This window comes from Oceanicaulis sp. LC35, from assembly GCF_052055585.1.
Lineage (GTDB): Bacteria > Pseudomonadota > Alphaproteobacteria > Caulobacterales > Maricaulaceae > Oceanicaulis.
In genome coordinates, this window is record NZ_CP170485.1 from 2,239,584 (window position 1) to 2,256,271 (window position 16,688).

At 60.1% G+C, this 16,688-nt stretch carries 13 protein-coding genes and 1 pseudogene; 8 read left to right on the forward strand and 6 right to left on the reverse strand.

What is annotated here, in order from left to right; genetic code table 11:
- Nucleotides 1–25: 25 nt before the first annotated feature.
- Complete coding sequence (locus ACFELO_RS10780) at nucleotides 26–565, reverse strand: prephenate dehydratase domain-containing protein (RefSeq protein WP_440957771.1); 540 nt, start codon at nucleotides 563–565, stop codon at nucleotides 26–28.
- 202 nt (nucleotides 566–767) lie between these two features.
- Here ACFELO_RS10780 and ACFELO_RS10785 point away from each other — a divergent pair, with 202 nt between their 5' ends.
- The 4 genes from ACFELO_RS10785 (at nucleotide 768) to ACFELO_RS10800 (ending at nucleotide 5,461) form a co-directional block, all read left to right on the forward strand.
- A complete protein-coding gene (locus ACFELO_RS10785) occupies nucleotides 768–932 on the forward strand; it encodes a hypothetical protein (protein ID WP_440957772.1) in 165 nt (54 codons plus the stop codon).
- Nucleotides 933–975: 43 nt separating this feature from the next.
- Nucleotides 976–1,944, forward strand: coding sequence for a hypothetical protein (locus ACFELO_RS10790; RefSeq protein WP_440957773.1), 969 nt, complete (start codon nucleotides 976–978; stop codon nucleotides 1,942–1,944).
- A 103-nt stretch (nucleotides 1,945–2,047) separates the two neighbouring features.
- Entirely contained in the window at nucleotides 2,048–4,390 is a 2,343-nt protein-coding gene (locus ACFELO_RS10795) for a methyl-accepting chemotaxis protein (protein ID WP_440957774.1), read from the forward strand.
- A 51-nt stretch (nucleotides 4,391–4,441) separates the two neighbouring features.
- Nucleotides 4,442–5,461: a threonine aldolase family protein gene (locus tag ACFELO_RS10800; RefSeq protein ID WP_440957775.1), complete on the forward strand. Its 1,020-nt coding sequence runs from the start codon at nucleotides 4,442–4,444 to the stop codon at nucleotides 5,459–5,461.
- Here the strand turns inward: ACFELO_RS10800 and ACFELO_RS10805 are convergent.
- Nucleotides 5,458–5,967: a response regulator gene (locus ACFELO_RS10805; RefSeq protein WP_440957776.1), complete on the reverse strand. Its 510-nt coding sequence runs from the start codon at nucleotides 5,965–5,967 to the stop codon at nucleotides 5,458–5,460. The two genes, ACFELO_RS10800 and ACFELO_RS10805, sit on opposite strands and share 4 nt — an antisense overlap.
- Nucleotides 5,968–6,089: 122 nt before the next feature.
- On the opposite strand from ACFELO_RS10805, the gene uvrB reads away from it, so the two are divergent.
- On the forward strand, nucleotides 6,090–8,276 hold the full coding sequence (gene uvrB / locus ACFELO_RS10810; RefSeq protein ID WP_440957777.1) for an excinuclease ABC subunit UvrB: 2,187 nt from the start codon (nucleotides 6,090–6,092) through the stop codon (nucleotides 8,274–8,276).
- A gap of 26 nt (nucleotides 8,277–8,302) precedes the next feature.
- On the opposite strand, the gene ACFELO_RS10815 is transcribed toward uvrB, so the two are convergent.
- Genes ACFELO_RS10815 through ACFELO_RS10825 form a run of 3 tightly spaced genes read right to left on the reverse strand, consistent with a single transcriptional unit; the run spans nucleotide 8,303 to nucleotide 10,987 of the window.
- Complete coding sequence (locus tag ACFELO_RS10815) at nucleotides 8,303–8,920, reverse strand: GTP pyrophosphokinase (protein WP_440957778.1); 618 nt, start codon at nucleotides 8,918–8,920, stop codon at nucleotides 8,303–8,305.
- Nucleotides 8,917–9,933 (reverse strand): hypothetical protein, encoded by a 1,017-nt coding sequence (locus tag ACFELO_RS10820; protein WP_440957779.1) that lies wholly within the window; start codon nucleotides 9,931–9,933, stop codon nucleotides 8,917–8,919. The genes ACFELO_RS10815 and ACFELO_RS10820 overlap by 4 nt, the downstream gene beginning before the upstream one ends.
- Nucleotides 9,923–10,987 (reverse strand): type I restriction enzyme HsdR N-terminal domain-containing protein, encoded by a 1,065-nt coding sequence (locus ACFELO_RS10825; protein WP_440957780.1) that lies wholly within the window; start codon nucleotides 10,985–10,987, stop codon nucleotides 9,923–9,925. The genes ACFELO_RS10820 and ACFELO_RS10825 overlap by 11 nt, the downstream gene beginning before the upstream one ends.
- A gap of 643 nt (nucleotides 10,988–11,630) precedes the next feature.
- On the opposite strand from ACFELO_RS10825, the pseudogene ACFELO_RS10830 reads away from it, so the two are divergent.
- Nucleotides 11,631–11,744 (forward strand): annotated as a pseudogene (locus ACFELO_RS10830) (hypothetical protein); the annotation flags it as partial.
- Nucleotides 11,745–11,951: 207 nt separating this feature from the next.
- Complete coding sequence (locus tag ACFELO_RS10835; RefSeq protein WP_440959933.1) at nucleotides 11,952–12,311, forward strand: hypothetical protein; 360 nt, start codon at nucleotides 11,952–11,954, stop codon at nucleotides 12,309–12,311.
- An 87-nt stretch (nucleotides 12,312–12,398) separates the two neighbouring features.
- On the opposite strand, the gene ACFELO_RS10840 is transcribed toward ACFELO_RS10835, so the two are convergent.
- Nucleotides 12,399–13,409 (reverse strand): hypothetical protein, encoded by a 1,011-nt coding sequence (locus tag ACFELO_RS10840; RefSeq protein WP_440957781.1) that lies wholly within the window; start codon nucleotides 13,407–13,409, stop codon nucleotides 12,399–12,401.
- Between the two features lie 188 nt (nucleotides 13,410–13,597).
- On the opposite strand from ACFELO_RS10840, the gene ACFELO_RS10845 reads away from it, so the two are divergent.
- A complete protein-coding gene (locus tag ACFELO_RS10845; protein ID WP_440957782.1) occupies nucleotides 13,598–16,639 on the forward strand; it encodes a hypothetical protein in 3,042 nt (1,013 codons plus the stop codon).
- Nucleotides 16,640–16,688: the final 49 nt, after the last annotated feature.

Sequence of the window (16,688 nt, forward strand, 5' to 3'; positions counted from 1 at the left end):
CGATCAAAACCTTCGCTGCGGCGCATCATGCCGGCTTACGCTGCAACAAAACAAAGCGAGTCACCAGTCGGGTCGGCGCCTCCAGGGCGCGCCCCGCCACCCGCAAACCATAGGCTTGAGCCAAGCCGGACGGCCCGACAGCGCCCCAGCCCGGTTCAGACTCATTTCCAATCCCCGTCAGGCCGGCAGTATTTGAAGCAAACACACGCGTACGCAAGCGGTTGTTGTCGATATAGGCGCGCAGCTGCGCCAGCGCCTTTTCATGACCGACAATCCCGATCAGCGGCGTTTCGTCATCCCTGCGCCGATAGAGGTCGAAACTGACCGCTATCTCGTGTTCGCCCAGGATTTCCGCCCAACCCTCCGCCACAGCCTCTTTGGTCTCGGCGATCGGGCCCGCCGCACTGTCGATGGCGGCCACGGCGTAGCGCGCGGCGCCGGTGCGCAGGGCGTCGAGCACCTCTACAAGCCCCGCTTTCGGATCAAGATGGGTGGGCTGAGGAGCGAGGGACAACGCCGCCTGGTGGGTGAAACTGCCCTCAGGTCCCAGATAGGCGGTCAGCATGGCGGCGTCCTCGGCTTGTTCGTCGCCACCGTAATACCCTTGCTGACGCGGACAACCGCCTTGCCCGCAAATCAACACATTTGATCACACCGGCGCCCGATTTGGGCCCCAGACGCGCCCAGACATCGCGTGAGAGTTGATTCATCGCCAGTTCATCCAGCTGGCATCAGGTTCATCAAGTCGCCAACGGGGAGGGCGCATCATGAAACACGACACTTCCAGCGCCGGACTTCTTGGGCTTTGCCTCGCCGCTCTGTGTCTGCTCGCTATCGGATGGACCCTTCATGCGGGACCGGCCAGCGCTGAATCGCTCTATGTGGCCAGCGACTCCTTTTACTCATCCGCCTCGGGCGCAGCTTCTGACTGATTGATGATTGAAAGCCCGGCGCAATGGCCTCATCTGTTGCGTCGTGAGCCTGCCCTCTACCCTCTCTTCCGCCCTTGGCCGCGACCGGCTCAGCGATGCGACGCGGCGCGGTCTGCCCTTCGGTCTGGCTCTTGGCCTGCATGCCGGGCTTCTGGCGCTACTTATTTCCACCCCGCCCGGCGAGCTGTTGCGCATCCGCGGAGAGGTCGAACGACTGGACGTGCGTTTTTACACGGTCAGCGCTGCGGATGCCGATAGCGACGCCCAACTGGTCGAACCGCCTCTGAGCGACGAAGCGATTGATCCCGCGCTGGAAGAACCCGCACCCGTGGATGAGGCCGAGGGCGCTGAACCGCCCGCCCCTGTCGCTGAAGCAAGCCCGTCAGAACCCGAACCGGCGCCCACTCAGCGGGACACCGTTGAAGCTGTGTCCGAGGACGGGCTTTCAGCGCCCTCACCCGAACCGGCCTCCACGAGACCGCGCCGGGCGCGAACCGGAGCCGCCCCCGCACCGGGCAATGCATCCGCTGACGCCCCGGTCAGCACCACCCAGCAACGACCCGGGCAACGCCGCAGGGCGCCGCCGCCCCCCAGTTTCGCCGACATCCTGGCGCGGGCTGAAACCCGGCTTGATCCTGATGATTTCCGCATCGTCCTGTCTCTGGACGGTGTTCGGGAGGCCGTTAGGGAAAGCTTCTGCCTGTCTTCTTCCGCCGCCAATCTGGAAGCCGGTGAGTGCCCGGATGGTCCCAACCCTGACTCCGCCAGGCTGGCGCAGTTCGGTCTTCAGGGGCTCGGGGAAGAGCCCCCGGAATTTCTGGAGGACATGGATCGCATGGCCTTCCAGCTCCAGCAACTTGGGGCAAATCCCTCGCAAGTTGAACGCATTATGCTCGCCTTGCGCGAGTCACGACGCGACGCGATCAACACTCCGGGCGTGAACCGCGCCATGCAGCGCGACCTTGAAAGCCGCACAGACAATCTGGGCAACCCGCTGCCGGGTCCTGACTAGCGCGCCTCACTCACAAGGCCGACCACGCCCTCTGCGCGAGTGATTAAGCCCCCATCAACCCAAGCAGGCAAGGCTTTCAAAGCGCTCTCTGGAGGCTGAAGCCATGCTGTCCAATATCCCCGTCACCTGGCGGATGATTGCATCTGCCCTGTTGCCGACTCTTGCCCTGCTGTTTTTCTCAACCAGCCTTGTGTTCGAGCAATGGGGCGTGTCGAAGGAGATGGCGCTGGTTGAACGCGCCTCACACTTCAATCGGGACATCTCCCAACTCGTTCATGAGCTACAGCGAGAGCGCGGACGATCCGCTGGATTTGTAGGCAGCCAGGGGGGCGCCAATTATCAGACCCTGATGAATGACCAGCGCACGGCGACTGACAGCGCCTTGTCGCGTTATGTCACAGCGCGGCGACAGGCAGGCGCAGCCCTTGATAACCCTCAGCTGAACACCGCCCTGATACATGTGGATGAGCTTCTGGCGGAACTGTCATCGCATCGCTCCCAGATTGACGCTCTCAACCTGAATCTGGGTGACACCGTCGGACATTATACGCAAACCATCACCGCCATGCTGGAGACAGTCGCCAAACTCTCTCATATGGGCACGTCCAGCGAACTGTCAGGTCAGATGGTCGGACTTCTGAATCTGATGTCAGCCAAGGAGAAAGCGGGCATCGAACGCGCCGTCGGTTCAAACATCTACGCCTCGCGTTCCATTTCTCCTGATCGCCACCAGACAGCCATCAATCTCGCAGCTCAACAGCGCGCCTATTTCCTGGAATTCAGGGAGTTGATGGGTGAGACGTGGGGAGACCGACTTGACGCTGTGCTGGCTCAACCTGCTGCGCAATCAGTCGATAACGCCCGACTGAACATCGTGGCGGCCGGCTATGGAGAGCCCCTATCCAGCATGACCGGCGTTGAATGGTTCGAGCTGACGACGCTGCGTATCGAATTGCTGATGGGGCTGGAGGAGGAACTGGCGCAGAGCATCATCGCCAATGCAGGAAGAAAACAAGCCGAAGCGCGAAATGGCGCACTCTTCATGCTTGTGCTGACACTTCTGGTCGTCATGGTCACCCTGACGGCCGCAGCGGCCCTGATGTGGTCAGTCGTCAAACCTCTGGCCAGCATTACCGAATGTCTGCGGCGGCTGGCGTCGGGCGATATGGATGTCGAGATCCAGGGCGCGGACCGGGGCGATGAAATCGGCGTGCTCGCCAAGACCGCCGAGTCCTTCCGACAGGCGACCGAAGATCGCGAGGAAGCGGTGCGTGAACGCGCCAAGGCCGAACAGGACGCCATGCGTGAGCGCCGAAAGGTTCTCACCGAGATGGCTTCAAATGTTGAGAAGGCGACCCTTGAATCGGTTGGCTCTGTCGCTGAGGCCGCCAAGACCTTGAGCGCCAGCAGTGAAACGATCCGGACCAATCTGGAAACGGCCGGCAAAACGGCCTCGCAGGTGACCAACGCCACCGAGCAGAACGTCAAACACACCGGACGCGCCGCAGAACTGGCGTCAGAGCTGTCGGCCGCAATCGGTGAAGTCACCCAACAGATCACACGTGGCGACGCCCTCGCCCGCAACGCCATCAGCGAAGCCGACCGCTCGCGCCAGAGCGTTGAGGAGCTGAATGAAGCCGCGCAGCAGATCAGCGATTTCATCGGCCTGATCACCGACATCGCCGAACAGACCAACCTTCTGGCGCTGAACGCCACGATCGAGGCTGCGCGCGCCGGTGACGCCGGCAAGGGCTTTGCCGTGGTCGCCAGCGAAGTGAAAGCGCTGGCCGCCCAGACCAACCAGTCCACCACCCAGATCGCCGAACGGGTGGCCCAGATCCAGAGTCGCACCCAATCCACCGTCGAAGCCATGAACGCCATCACGCAATCGATCGAGAATATCGGTGAGGTCACCGCGTCTGTGGCTGCGGCCATGGAAGAGCAGAGCGCGTCCACCGGCTCCCTGTCGAGCTTTGTGGATCAGAACCGGCAGGCCCTGGCGCGCGTCAGCGCCGACATTGCGGAACTCGTCCAGATGACCACCCGCTCCGCCGATGATGCAGACAGCATGGCCCAGCTGGTGCAAACCATGTCTGTGACCGCTCAGGACGCCAATTCCTCCATTCCCAGGATCGTCCAGCAGGCGGTCGCCGCTGCGGAAAGCCGGCGTGAGGAACGTCAACCCTCCCGGTATAACGCTGAAATCGAGGTCAATGGCCAGCGGCTGAAAGCGACGCTGATCAATGCCTCCCATCAGGGCATCCGCATCAGCTGTGCAGGGTTGAAAGAGGGTCAGACCGTCAAAATCGTCAGCCCGGCGCTCAACGAGAGTGCGACGGTCGTCTGGGTGAAGAATGATGAAGCCGGGTTGAGCTTCGCAGCCGACATCAACGACAAGGCCCTGAATGCGCTTGTAGAGGCTGGCGCTGACGTCAGGGCGGCCTGAACGCCGATGCAGCCCGTTGACGACGCATGAGGTTTGCGGCTCATTGGCGTCATGAATTTCCTGTCTGACACCACCGCCCCCGCCCATCCCGCATTGCTTGATGCGCTTGTGGAAACCAATGAAGGATTTGCGCCAAGCTATGGCGCAGACGCGGTCAGCGCCGGGGTGAAACAGCGACTTCAGGACATCTTCGAGACCGAGCTCGAAGTGGTATTCACCGTCTCCGGGACCGCCTCCAATGCGCTGGCCCTCTCGGTGCTCTGCCCGCCCGACGCCATGGTTCTTTGCCATGACGAAGCGCACATCCATCGCGATGAGCGCGGCGCGCCTGAATTCTTCACAAAGGGCGGCAAGCTGCTTCCGCTTGCGGGCGACCACGCCAGGATCAGCCCCGATGCGCTGGCGGATGCGCTGAAGCAATGGCCCAGTGATTTCGTGCATGCAACGCCGCCCGCCGTGCTGAGCCTGTCCCAGCTCAATGAATCAGGATGCGCCTATACGCTGGATGAGCTGGACAACCTGATCGGGCAGGCCAAGGCGCGCGACCTGAAAATCCACATGGACGGCGCCCGTTTTTCCAATGCGCTGGTCACGCTGGGCTGCACACCAGCCGAGATGACGTGGAAGGCGGGTGTGGACATTCTCAGCCTGGGCGCCACCAAGAACGGGGCGCTGGCGAGCGAGGCGGTCATCCTGTTCCCCAGCGTGAAGGATCATCTGCCCCGGCTACAGGCGCACCAGAAACGCGCGGGCCTGATGCTGCCCAAGATGCGCTTTGTCTCCGCACAAATGGGGGCCTGGCTTGAGGACGGGCTGTGGCTGGAGCTGGCGCGCAGCGCCAATGACGCCGCGCGGCGTTTGTCTGAGGGGCTGGCCGCGCTGGACGGCGCCGCGCTGGTCCACCCCACCCAGGGCAATGAGGTCTTCATCCGTCTGGAAGAGGCGCTGGCGACCCGTTTGCGCGATGCGGGGGCGGGCTTTTACAGCTGGCCGGACGGGTCGGCGCGGTTCGTCACGAGCTGGTGCACGACCGACGCCGAAATCGGTGCGCTTCTGGAGGCTGCGGGCTAGCCCTCGCCGCCTTCCTTGTCGCTGATGCGGCGCATCGGGCCGGTATAGCGCGGATCCTGACGGCGGCGGCGGTCAGGACCGAAATATCCCGGCGTCTTCACAAAGCGCCGCGGCCGCTCGATCAGCGTGACAAGGCGATTGTACAGATCCACCGGACGCACCGGCTTGGCGAGGTATTCGTTCACGCCCGCATTGATCGCCTCGAGCACCTTGGAGCGGTCGGTATGGCCCGACACCATGACGATCGGCAGATACTTGTTCGGGCTATCCGATGCGGTGCGGATCAGCCGGGTGAATTCCAGCCCGTCCACATCGCCCAGCATGTAGTCCACCAGCGCCAGATCCGGGTTGGCGTTGCGCATCAGCTCGAAGGCGTCCGCCGCGTCGCGGGTCTCGATGACCGAGCGCACGCCAAACCCTTGCAGGATGGTGCGCAAGATCGAGGACATATGGGCGTTATCTTCGACGATAAGCACCCGGATGCGTTCGAAACTGCCTTGGGACATGGCGCTTTAGCGACCCTGCTGGTTGATTTGTTTGCGATGCACAATGCCTCAGAAACGGTTAAACAAGACTTGCAGCCCCGCGCCCCCTGTTCAACCCGCTTTCACGCCCCCATATTGCGCCCATGCCCAAACTGACCCGAGACGACAGCGCCCTCACCCCGCAAGGCGTCGAGGACATGGCCCAGGCCGATTTCGTGATGGATAAACCTGTGCAGGGCTCCATCAAGGATCCGCTGAGCCTGCCCGCCAACTGGACCCCGCACCGCCCTGACCGTCCGGAAAAAGCCGAGGGCGGCCAGAAATTCCGCATGGTCTCCGAGTACGAACCCGCCGGCGACCAGCCCCATGCGATCGCCGAGCTGGTGGAGGGCATTTCCCAGCAGGAGAGAGATCAGGTTCTCCTTGGCGTCACCGGCTCAGGCAAGACCTTCACCATGGCGAAAGTCATTGAAAAGGTTCAGCGTCCGGCTCTGATCCTGGCGCCGAACAAGACGCTGGCGGCGCAGTTGTACGGCGAGTTTCGCGACTTCTTTCCCCATAATGCGGTGGAGTATTTCGTCTCCTACTACGACTACTACCAGCCCGAAGCCTATGTGCCGCGCACCGACACCTATATCGAGAAAGAATCCACCATCAACGAGGCCATCGACCGGATGCGCCACGCCGCCACCCGCGCGATCCTGGAGCGCGACGACGTCATCATCGTCGCCTCGGTGAGCTGCATTTACGGCATCGGCTCGGTCGAGACCTACACCGCCATGGTATTCGATCTGGAGGTGGGGGCGGAAAAGGATCCGCGCGAGGTCATGCGCGACCTCGTGTCGCTGCAATACACCCGCAACGACGCCGCCTTCCAGCGCGGCACCTTCCGCCTGCGCGGCGATGTGCTGGAAATCTTCCCGGCCCACTATGACGCCCGCGCCTGGCGGATCAGCTTTTTCGGCGACGAGATCGAGCGCATTCAGGAGTTCGAGGTTCTCACCGGCGCCCCCATTGGCGATCTCGAGAAAGTCCGCGTCTACGCCAACTCCCACTATGTCACCCCGCGCCCGACGCTCAATCAGGCCATTGTCGGCATCAAGAAAGAGCTGGGCGAGCGCCTCCAGTGGATGGAGGCCAACGGCAAGCTGCTGGAAGCCCAGCGCCTGCAACAGCGCACCGAGTTCGATCTCGAAATGCTCGAAGCCACCGGCTCCTGCATGGGGATCGAGAACTATTCGCGCTATCTCACCGGCCGCAAGCCCGGCGAGCCGCCCCCCACCATGTTTGAATACCTGCCCGACAATGCGCTGGTTTTCATCGATGAAAGCCATGTCACCGTGCCCCAGCTGGGCGCGATGTACAAAGGCGACTTCAACCGCAAGCGCACCCTGGCCGAGCACGGCTTCCGCCTGCCCTCCTGCATGGATAACCGCCCCCTCAAATTTGAGGAATGGGAGGCCATGCGCCCGCAGACCCTCCACGTTTCCGCCACGCCCGGAAAGTGGGAGCTGAACCAGACCGGCGGCGTCTTCACAGAGCAAGTCATCCGCCCCACCGGCCTGATCGACCCGCCGGTCGAAGTGCGCCCGGTGCAGACCGAGACTTCGAGCCAGGTCGATGACATCATCGAGGAGGCCCGCAAAACCGCCGAGACCGGCTATCGCACCCTCATCACCACCCTCACCAAGAAGATGGCCGAGGATCTGACCGAATACATGCACGAGCAGGGCCTGAAGGTCCGCTACATGCACTCCGATATCGACACGGTGGAGCGGATCGAGCTGATCCGCGATCTGCGCCTGGGCGAATACGACGTCCTCGTCGGCATCAACCTGTTGCGCGAGGGCCTCGACATCCCCGAATGCGGCCTTGTGGGCATTCTCGATGCGGACAAGGAAGGCTTCCTGCGCTCTGAAACCTCGCTCGTCCAAACCATTGGCCGCGCGGCGCGGAACGCCGACGCGCGGGTGATCCTTTATGCGGACCGCATCACCGGCTCCATGGAGCGGGCGATGGAGGAGACCGAGCGCCGCCGCGAGAAACAGATCGCCCATAACCAGGAGCACGGCATCACCCCGCGCACCGTCACCCGCGGCGTCAGCGACATCCTGCAAGGCGTGATGGAAGAAACCGCCAAGGGCCGCGGGAAAAAGCGGGACAAGAAGCGCGACCGCGCCGTCGCCGAGGATCAGGCCCGCTTCGAACCCAACAATCTCAAGGCCACCATCGCCGATCTGGAAAAACGCATGCGCGAAGCCGCAGCGGATCTGGAGTTTGAGGAAGCGGCGCGCTTAAGGGATGAGATCAAGAAGCTGGAGGGGGCTTAGGGGGGGCTATCAGATAACGCGTCGAATTAGCCACTCTTTCTCTCTAATCTGGCCTTGAAGAGCGCATCAAAATGTTCATCAGCTCCCCAAGCCTGAGCAGCTGTGAATGCCACCTGCCTTTTCTCCGATGAACTTAAGTCACCATACATTGACTTATACTCTAGATCGTGGTTCGCCTCAGCCCATGCGTGTTGAAACAATGTTTTAATTTGTAACTCGAACACAGTTGGGCAATCTAAATCTCTTCCCTCAGGAACCAAGTCCGTTGGCACCAACAATAAATAGTGCCGCCCCCAATATCCAAACTCATATTCAGATTCAGGCACTAAACTCTTAACTTCTATTCTCCTGAAATACTTCTCCACTTCAGGTATTATGCGATCTATATCGCTCTTATAGAACACTATTACCCTAACACCAATTTGATCCTGAATATCAACTAATGGGTTCTTATAATTAAGCTCTCCATTAGTGGTTGATACTGCTTTAGCGACAAACCTATCTGCAGACTTTGCCCTAGAGCAAATCCGATCTATGCGGGGAATTCCATCAAGTATATCCTTGAATCTTTCCTCAATCAAAGACGCCACAGGTGACAACACCTCCAAACGTCTTAGCCTATACTGTTCCTCAAGATCGGTCATTTAACTTTCCTAAATCGCTCATCAACCACATGGCCAACAGTAGCAAAGCGAAATTTTCCATCCGATCCCAGCATTTCGCGCTCAAATATAGTATCAAATGAATCAGCCGGAGCCGATAGAATTGCACCCGTATTCAGTTCCATACTTTTAAATTGAACTTGCCTTCCAAACTCTACAGAATCAAACTTAAAACTTTCAGCCATAACCTTGGTATTCTTGATTTCTTTTTGTATGGCTTCTTTTGTTTTATCAGAAAATCCCATTTGCTCACAATAATCTTCGACTGACAATGTTCTTCCCGAATAGCCTCCAGAAAGAGTGACTGCCGCCGATATTTCTTTTTTTACATCCATATCATCAGAATTTTGCATGACCTTTCTCATGGCTAAACCCAATCTCCTACTTCCCTCAGCAGAGGTAGTCATAAAATCAGATTCGAGAAACTCATGAATCCAGTATTCTGATATATCTGTATCCTTACTATTTATTTGCTTGTCGATAGCCCTTCCCTTCCAGAACCCACGATCTCTGGAAGAGTCTTCATAAAATGCCGTCTTAAAAGCATTGGAATTCTTCATAAATACTTTTTCTATAAATGATAAATCCAGACGAGCACCTACTTGCTCAGCCAATATTCCGTGGTCTGCAGGAAACCTGGAAACCAGAATTCTTTCCCTATCAGCTTCCTCACCTACTATCAGAAAAAGGAGACCTAGTCCGGATCGATTTGTAGTACTAATAGCTAGCTTTTTCGCAATCATGTTACCTGAAAGCTCTGAACTTTCAGACAAATGGGAAATCAAAAGCTCTCTAATGGCATTAAACTGAGTGCCATCGTCAGATATATTGAATGATATATCTATCTTGCAGTCTTTATTAACTCTCTCATAAATTCCGCGCAACAATTCGTAGAGCTTTCCGCTCAAAGGGACACTTGCGCCATTAATAATTGGCTCGCCTTCTTTTCCCTTATAAGCAGGCACCAAATAACTATGAATTGATTTAATTGTCATTGCAATAACTTCCAACTATAGAAATAATTTTATCCTTGAATTTGTATACATCATAGATTTGATCAATATTAATTCGCTCTTTGCTTTTCTCGTTGCCAAACACCTCTACATACTTCGTCCGCCCATCGAAGAATAACCGCGCAATCGGCTTCAGGCGGTTATCATCAAACAGGACACTACAATAGCTCTTCTGGTCCCGGATCGCGATGCGGGAGGGATCGACGATTTCAGCGGCGATGGCGCGAATGATGTAGAAGGCTTGCAGCTCTTCCTCGGTCGTCACGATGCCGTCGCCCGACGCCTCTGACTCGCTCTCCGTTTCTTCGACCTCGGGCTCGTCATTGCCGAGCGCCACTTCCAGTCGGCTGCGGACCCGCGAGCGGATCAGGTCATCAAAGGCTCGCTTCACATTGGGCTTGAGGCGTTCGACCACCTTGGCGGTGAGATTGCCGTCATAGAAGGACTTGCCCACCAGACGGACGAACTCATCCTCCGGGTCGGCCATCTGTTCAGACAGGTATTGGGTGGCCAAACGAGTATATTTCAGGCTGGCGGCGGTGGAGCGTACCTGGTCGATGGAGAATTGCGTCTTGGCGAATTTCTCCAGCTCTCGCAAATCGCCGTCATCATAGGCGCCGAGCGTGAACTTGAAGAAAGGGCGCTCATCCATCTTGTTGGGCGCATCAATGTCGGTGAAGAACCAGAACTCCGCGCCATTGGTGAGAAGCGCGATGCGCGCCTCGGTCACGCCGAAATAGCGATAGAGCTGGCTGTATTGCGCGTCCTGAAGGCTGGTGGTGAAGGGCTTGGCCTCCACAATGATCTCGACCTTGTCTTCAAGGAAGACGGCGTAATCCACCTTCTCACCCTTCTTCACGCCCACATCGGCGATGAATTCGGGATGCACCTCATTGGGATTGAACACGTCATATCCAAGTGCGCTCAGAAAGGGCAGCACGATGGATGTCTTGGTCGCTTCCTCGCCCAGATCAGTGCGGGAGCGCACCATTTCCAGACGCTTCGCCACATCGGCGATCTTGTCCTTAAACGCCACAGTTTCCCCCCTGAGGCCATGTTCATTGCACGCACTATCGCCAACAGGAGAAATCTTGGCAAGCGCTTGGGTTGTCGCAGGTCGGAAGGATACGCGCATGACTTGTGATGACTTCCGTCATCCCGGACGCGCAGCGCGCCGGGATCTGCCGGAAACGCTTTGTTCTGATCACAGAGACGCCTGCAGTAGATCCCGGCTCAGGGCCGGGATGACGGGTGGGGAGATTGGAAGAGTACACCCAACCTCTCGGCCTTTGGACTTGATCCGGAGGCCCATGCGGCGGATCGATTGGTCTGGGTCCCCGGGGCAAGCCCGAGGACCGAGAGAGAGAGAGTCTTCCAATCCCCTGACTGTCATCGGACGGCTTGTCCGGCCGATCCATGCCGGTTGATTTAATCACAGGTCACGGCATGGGTTCGCCGGATAAACCGGCGAATGACAGTTTGAGAGGGTGATGTGTCTGAGCGGGCGCCGTGCGTCCCTCTCCCCTTCCTGAGGGGAGAGGACAGGTGAGGGGTGAGCGGCGGGACCTCCATCAGGGTATGGAGCCAGACGCGGAGGGAGGCCCCGGCTCAAGGCCGGGGTTTCAGTCCGAGGGGAAGCGCTATCCCCCACCCCACCCTCACCCCCTATCCTTGCGGGCATGAGCGCTGAGACACCTGACATCACCGATCCAAGGATCGCCCGGGCGCGGGCGATGCGGGAGGCGGGGGCAGAGACCGCCGAGATCGCGCGCGCCTGCGGCGTGACGGTGAGCACCATCTATCGCTGGGCCGAGGCGCATGGCTTTCGCGTCTGTGATCTGGACGCGGCGGCCTGGGACGCGTCGGGGCGGGGTGTGGGTGCTCCCTCACCCTCTCCCTCTCCCTCACCCTCTCCCTGTCATTCACCGGTTTATCCGGTGAATCCATGCCGTGACCTGGCCTCTGCTCAACCGGAATGGATCCCCCGCACAAGGCGGGGGATGACAGAGGGTGAGGAGCAGGACGCGCGCGAAGACGCCCCCGAGATCAGCGCCGAGCAATGGGGGCAGATGGCGCGGAGCCTGAAACAGCGCGCGCTCGCCTTGACCGAAGCGGGGCGCTTGCGACAGGCCGAGCAGGCGCTGCGCCTCGCGGAGCGCTATGACCGCATGCGCGCCAGCGCACCGCAGCCTAAACCTGAACGCGATGGCTATTACTATCGCAATGAGCTGATCCGCAGGCTGACCCGCCTGCAGCAGCATCTGCGCGAGCGGGCCGGGCTGAAAGAGGGCGAAGAGTTCACCGACGCCCACCGCGAAGCCCTGGGCATCAGACCCCTGCCGCCCGAGTATGGCGGGTGAAGTGGGGTGAAGCGCGCGCCGCGCGTCCCTCTTCCGTGTCGTGGGGAGACAGGGGAGCGATTGCGGCGCCCTCCCCTGTCATCCCGATCAGCGCCGGATGTCGGCTTCCCGCTCGCGCCGGGGGCCGTCGACGGAGTTATCCCGGCTGAAGATCATGTACAGGATGGCGGGCACGGCCCGGTTCCAGTCGAGCCCGCTGATGGTGTCGCGGAACACCCGTTTGGGCAGGAGCAGGTAATCGCGGATATGCTCCACATCGGCTTGCCCGGCGCCGGTCGGCTCGGCTTGCGAGGCGGCGGTGCGGTCGCCAATCTGCTGTCGCAGCGGCAGGCACAGGCTGTCATTGGACTTCGCCCACACAATCGCCTCTTCGCGAAAGGCTTTGAGGGAGTCCGGCAGGTCTGGCGCCGTCAGGAACTCCTCCAGCTCATACGGGCGCAGCTCCGACTTGTTCGCATACGCCTCGGGCAGGGTCCGGTTATAGGCCGGGTCGTAGAGCAGGTCGTTTCCATCAAAGGCCCGCCAGTCAAGCACGAGCCGCCGCCCCGAGCCGATGAGCTGCAAGCCCTCCCCGGTCAGGGCGAGCTGCACGCGACCGCTGCCGATGAAGACGGGACGCAGGGCGTCTCGCTGCCGGAAGCGCTGCATCATCTCTGAATAGGAGCGGCGCACGGCGAGGATGCGCTGGAAGCGCAGCTTGAAGAGCCCCAGCCCCGCCAGAAGGGCGCCGAGCAGGCTGACGCCCCAATTGGTCAGGCTGGCCAGCGAGACCGAGGCGATGGCGCCGCACTCCGTGCCGGCGCAACCAAGATAGCGCTCGAACAAGGCGGGCGTTACGGCAAACACGTCACAGAGGACGCCCAGCACGAAGACCGCCAGCCCGACAAGGCTCCAGCTGGTCCAGCCCGCCAGCACCTGAAGGCTTGTCTCGAACCGCTCGCGCGATTCAATGACCCTCTGGTCTTCCAGAACCAGGCCAAGCTCTTCGCGCGTCAGCTTCTCGCGCTCTGACTCATAGACGCCGGACGTAGACTGTCCGCTCGCAAATTCGCTCGCGCGGCCGTCATCGGCCCCGCTCTCATACGTGTTGTCCGACATGTCGCTCCCCCTCAGGTCGTAAAAAATTAACTTTCAAGGCAGAGGCGTCAATACGCGTTTCAAGGCGCGACGAGGCCGGGGGCCGCAACTGCGAATAAAACATTAATACATTCTGAAGGCTGGTTTTCAGCGCCGGTTTTCACCCTATAGTGCGCTCGACTGATACGCGCGCAATCTGGAGGGGAAGAATGCCGCATTCACGCATCAAGGCAGGGCTTTGCGCTTTGGCCATTCTGGTTGGCGCGACGGGCGCTGTGCGGGCGCAGGACGAGGCCTCATCGGCGCTGCAGGCTGACGCGGCGCGCCTTCTGGCGCTGCGCGCTCATGAGGGCCTGCCGCTTGAGGCGCGCCTGGCCTTTGAACACCGGCTTGATCTGTGCCGCGACGCGCCGGACGGCTGCGCGCTGCTGGTCGCCGACCTTCAGACCTATGCGGCGCCGGTTGCGGACGCGACGGCCGCGCCGATGCGCCTGATCCGCGGCTCCGCCACCCTCCTGCCCGGCTCGGACGGCGAGATCGTGGGCTCTCATGCTGACGACACGGCCGCCCCCTCAGAGGTGAGCCGGCCGCAGGCGGTGGACACCATCCGCCCCGTTGTGGACAGGCTGACCATCTCACCCGATGAAGTGGATATCGATGCCGGAGAGACGACCGTCTGGGTCGAGTATGAAATCTCTGACGAAGGCGGCTCTTATCTCGAACGGATGATACTGGACCTCGAACATGTGACCGAACGGACAGCCCCGGCCATTACCGGCGGTGCGTTCCTGCCCACCGGAGCACGTTCATCAGGTCGGGTGCGCATTGCGCTCAACCGCTCGGTGCTTGCGGGTGAGTATCGGGTTCGCATGTTCGTCTTTGACGGCGCGGGCAACAGCAATGATATCAGCGTCCCCGCACCCACGGTGATGATCCATAACACGGCGAGCGATACTGAAGCGCCTGTCCTGGACTCGCTGACGATCACACCTGACCCGCTCACGCTGGACGGCACGGATGGAACTCTGAACATCGCGTATGAGATCCACGATATCGGTCCGGCCGGGCTGGACTATCTGAGCATGGGACTCTTTGAGATCGGAACGCCGACCTATATGGGCGCGATCGCCAACACCTTTGTTGAGCTGGATGGTGAAAGCGAGCAGCAGAGTACAGCGACGTTGACGATCCCCGCCGAGACGCCCGCAGGTGACTATTATGTGAGCGTCATTCTCATGGATAACGCCAGGAACAGATTGTTCCTGAACAATCAGGAAGTCGATTCGTCACGGCGGGTCACGTTGATCAATGACGAGGGCGGCGACACGCTCGCACCGGTCGTAAACCGCCTCTCCGTCTCGCCAGATGCCATGGAGACGTCCAACCTGGGCTCTACCTTGCATATTGAGTATGACTTGCTTGATGAGGGAGACGCGGGCCTGAATTATCTCTCGGTCACTCTGAGCCATACCGAGGCCAATAAACGCCAGACGATCTATAGCGCCCCTCTGGTCAGATTTAATGGAGAGCGTTCTGCACGCGGAAGTTTTGACTGGGGCCTCCCGCCCAACTTCCCGGTCGGCGCCTATTATGTCGGCGCCCAGCTCACCGACACACTTCTGAACAGGTCGGATGTCATCGGCATCGCCACCACCCAGATCATCTGGGTGAACGAGCCAGGCAAGCGCGCCTTCGGCCCCTTCCCGAACGTCATCGAACCCGATGGTGAAGGCCGGGACATTTTCCGCGTCACCGGTTTGCACAACGCCCCCCCCAGCAGGATCGAGATCGCGTTCCATGATGCCGAGATCAACGGCTTCGACGGCAGTTTCACAGATTGTGATCTGGCCATCCAGCCCGGGCGTCATTCCGGCAGTGAATACCTGATCCTGGCGCAGGATCTCGCCGCCTGCGGCTCATTCGGATCTGCGGACGTGATGTTCCAGATCACTCCCCAGGGCGCCGATCTGAGCAATCGCATCACCCTGCGTCGCTTCCGGATCAGCGAGACCGGAATGCTGAGTGATCAGAATGTGGACCGGAGCCCCTTGTCCCGTTGGGGCGAGGGCCCCGGAGCGCTCGAGTTCGGCCCGTTCGAATGGACGGAAACGCCCTCGAGCGGCCGCATGCACCACTTCCGGCTGTCCGGCCTGACAACCAGCCTGCCGCAGAGCATGGACATCGCCATCGCCAATGCCGCTGTTGACGGTTTTGACGGAGACTACAGCGATTGCACGATCAATGTGCCCTTCAGCGCGGTCACACAAGGCGTCTACGCCTTTACCAGCGCTGATCTGGCCGCGTGCGGTGATTTTGGACGCGCCGATCTCAGCTTCAGATTTACCGATATCGCTAACTATTCTGATCCAGTCACCCTGACGCGCTTTGTCTCTACAGCGCAGGGCGCGGTGACGGACTTCTCATTTGACCAGCTCACAGACGTGCCGATCCAGCTTGAAGCGACGTCTGGCGGCCTGGCCCGGATCGAAGCCGGACCGTTTGAATGGACGGGTGATGCGACGGCTCCGACACAGAATCTGTTCCGCATCTCCGGCCTGTCCGGAGAGCCCCGGCAAATCGAGGTCGCTATCAGCAATGCCGCCAACAGCGGGTATGACGGGACCTATTCAGACTGCAATCTGCAAATCCGTCCCGCGCGCTCCGGCGCACACGACTATCTGATCAGCGCAGCCGACCTTGCTGATTGCGGGACCTTCGGGCGGGCGGATCTGAGTTTCCGGATGACGGCCCTGGCGGATGATATGCCTGACGGGGTGCGGATGCGGCGTATTGCGATTGGCGCTCACGGCGACCTGACGGACTTCAATTTTGACCATGACGTCCGCCCGCCCGCCCAGATCCGCGCGAGCAGCACCAACGGTCAGTCCAACATTGTCCTTGGCCCGTTTGAGTGGACTGGCGACAGCACCGTCGGCACTCAGAATGTCTTCCGCATCACCGGCATTGATGGTGCTCCGACCCGGATTCAGGCGGCGCTCGCCAACACAACATCGGGGGACTACAGCGGCAGTTATCTGGATTGCGAGCTGACGGTGCGTCCCGAACGCGCCAGCGAGAACGACTATGTGATCACCAGCAATGACCTGGCCGATTGCGGAAACTTTGCGCGCGCCAACATCACGTTCCGGGTGCACGCGAACACCGCTCAGTTCTCCAATTCCGTCCAGATGCGACGCTTCGCTGTCACACTGACGGGCGGACTGACCGATTTCAGCTTCGACAACCAATAAGCCAACCAATAGCTCTCTTTCCTGCTTTCAGTCGGGGAAGAGAGCTTGC

Excerpts from the sequence above, each read along its gene's own strand:
- ACFELO_RS10780 (WP_440957771.1), bottom strand. The coding sequence starts at position 565 with ATGCTGACCGCCTATCTGGGACCTGAGGGCAGTTTCACCCACCAGGCG.
- ACFELO_RS10785 (WP_440957772.1), top strand. The coding sequence starts at position 768 with ATGAAACACGACACTTCCAGCGCCGGACTTCTTGGGCTTTGCCTCGCC.
- ACFELO_RS10795 (WP_440957774.1), top strand. The coding sequence starts at position 2,048 with ATGCTGTCCAATATCCCCGTCACCTGGCGGATGATTGCATCTGCCCTG.
- ACFELO_RS10800 (WP_440957775.1), top strand. The coding sequence starts at position 4,442 with ATGAATTTCCTGTCTGACACCACCGCCCCCGCCCATCCCGCATTGCTT.
- ACFELO_RS10805 (WP_440957776.1), bottom strand. The coding sequence starts at position 5,967 with ATGTCCCAAGGCAGTTTCGAACGCATCCGGGTGCTTATCGTCGAAGAT.
- uvrB (WP_440957777.1), top strand. The coding sequence starts at position 6,090 with ATGCCCAAACTGACCCGAGACGACAGCGCCCTCACCCCGCAAGGCGTC.
- ACFELO_RS10815 (WP_440957778.1), bottom strand. The coding sequence starts at position 8,920 with ATGACCGATCTTGAGGAACAGTATAGGCTAAGACGTTTGGAGGTGTTG.
- ACFELO_RS10820 (WP_440957779.1), bottom strand. The coding sequence starts at position 9,933 with ATGACAATTAAATCAATTCATAGTTATTTGGTGCCTGCTTATAAGGGA.
- ACFELO_RS10835 (WP_440959933.1), top strand. The coding sequence starts at position 11,952 with ATGACAGAGGGTGAGGAGCAGGACGCGCGCGAAGACGCCCCCGAGATC.
- ACFELO_RS10840 (WP_440957781.1), bottom strand. The coding sequence starts at position 13,409 with ATGTCGGACAACACGTATGAGAGCGGGGCCGATGACGGCCGCGCGAGC.
- ACFELO_RS10845 (WP_440957782.1), top strand. The coding sequence starts at position 13,598 with ATGCCGCATTCACGCATCAAGGCAGGGCTTTGCGCTTTGGCCATTCTG.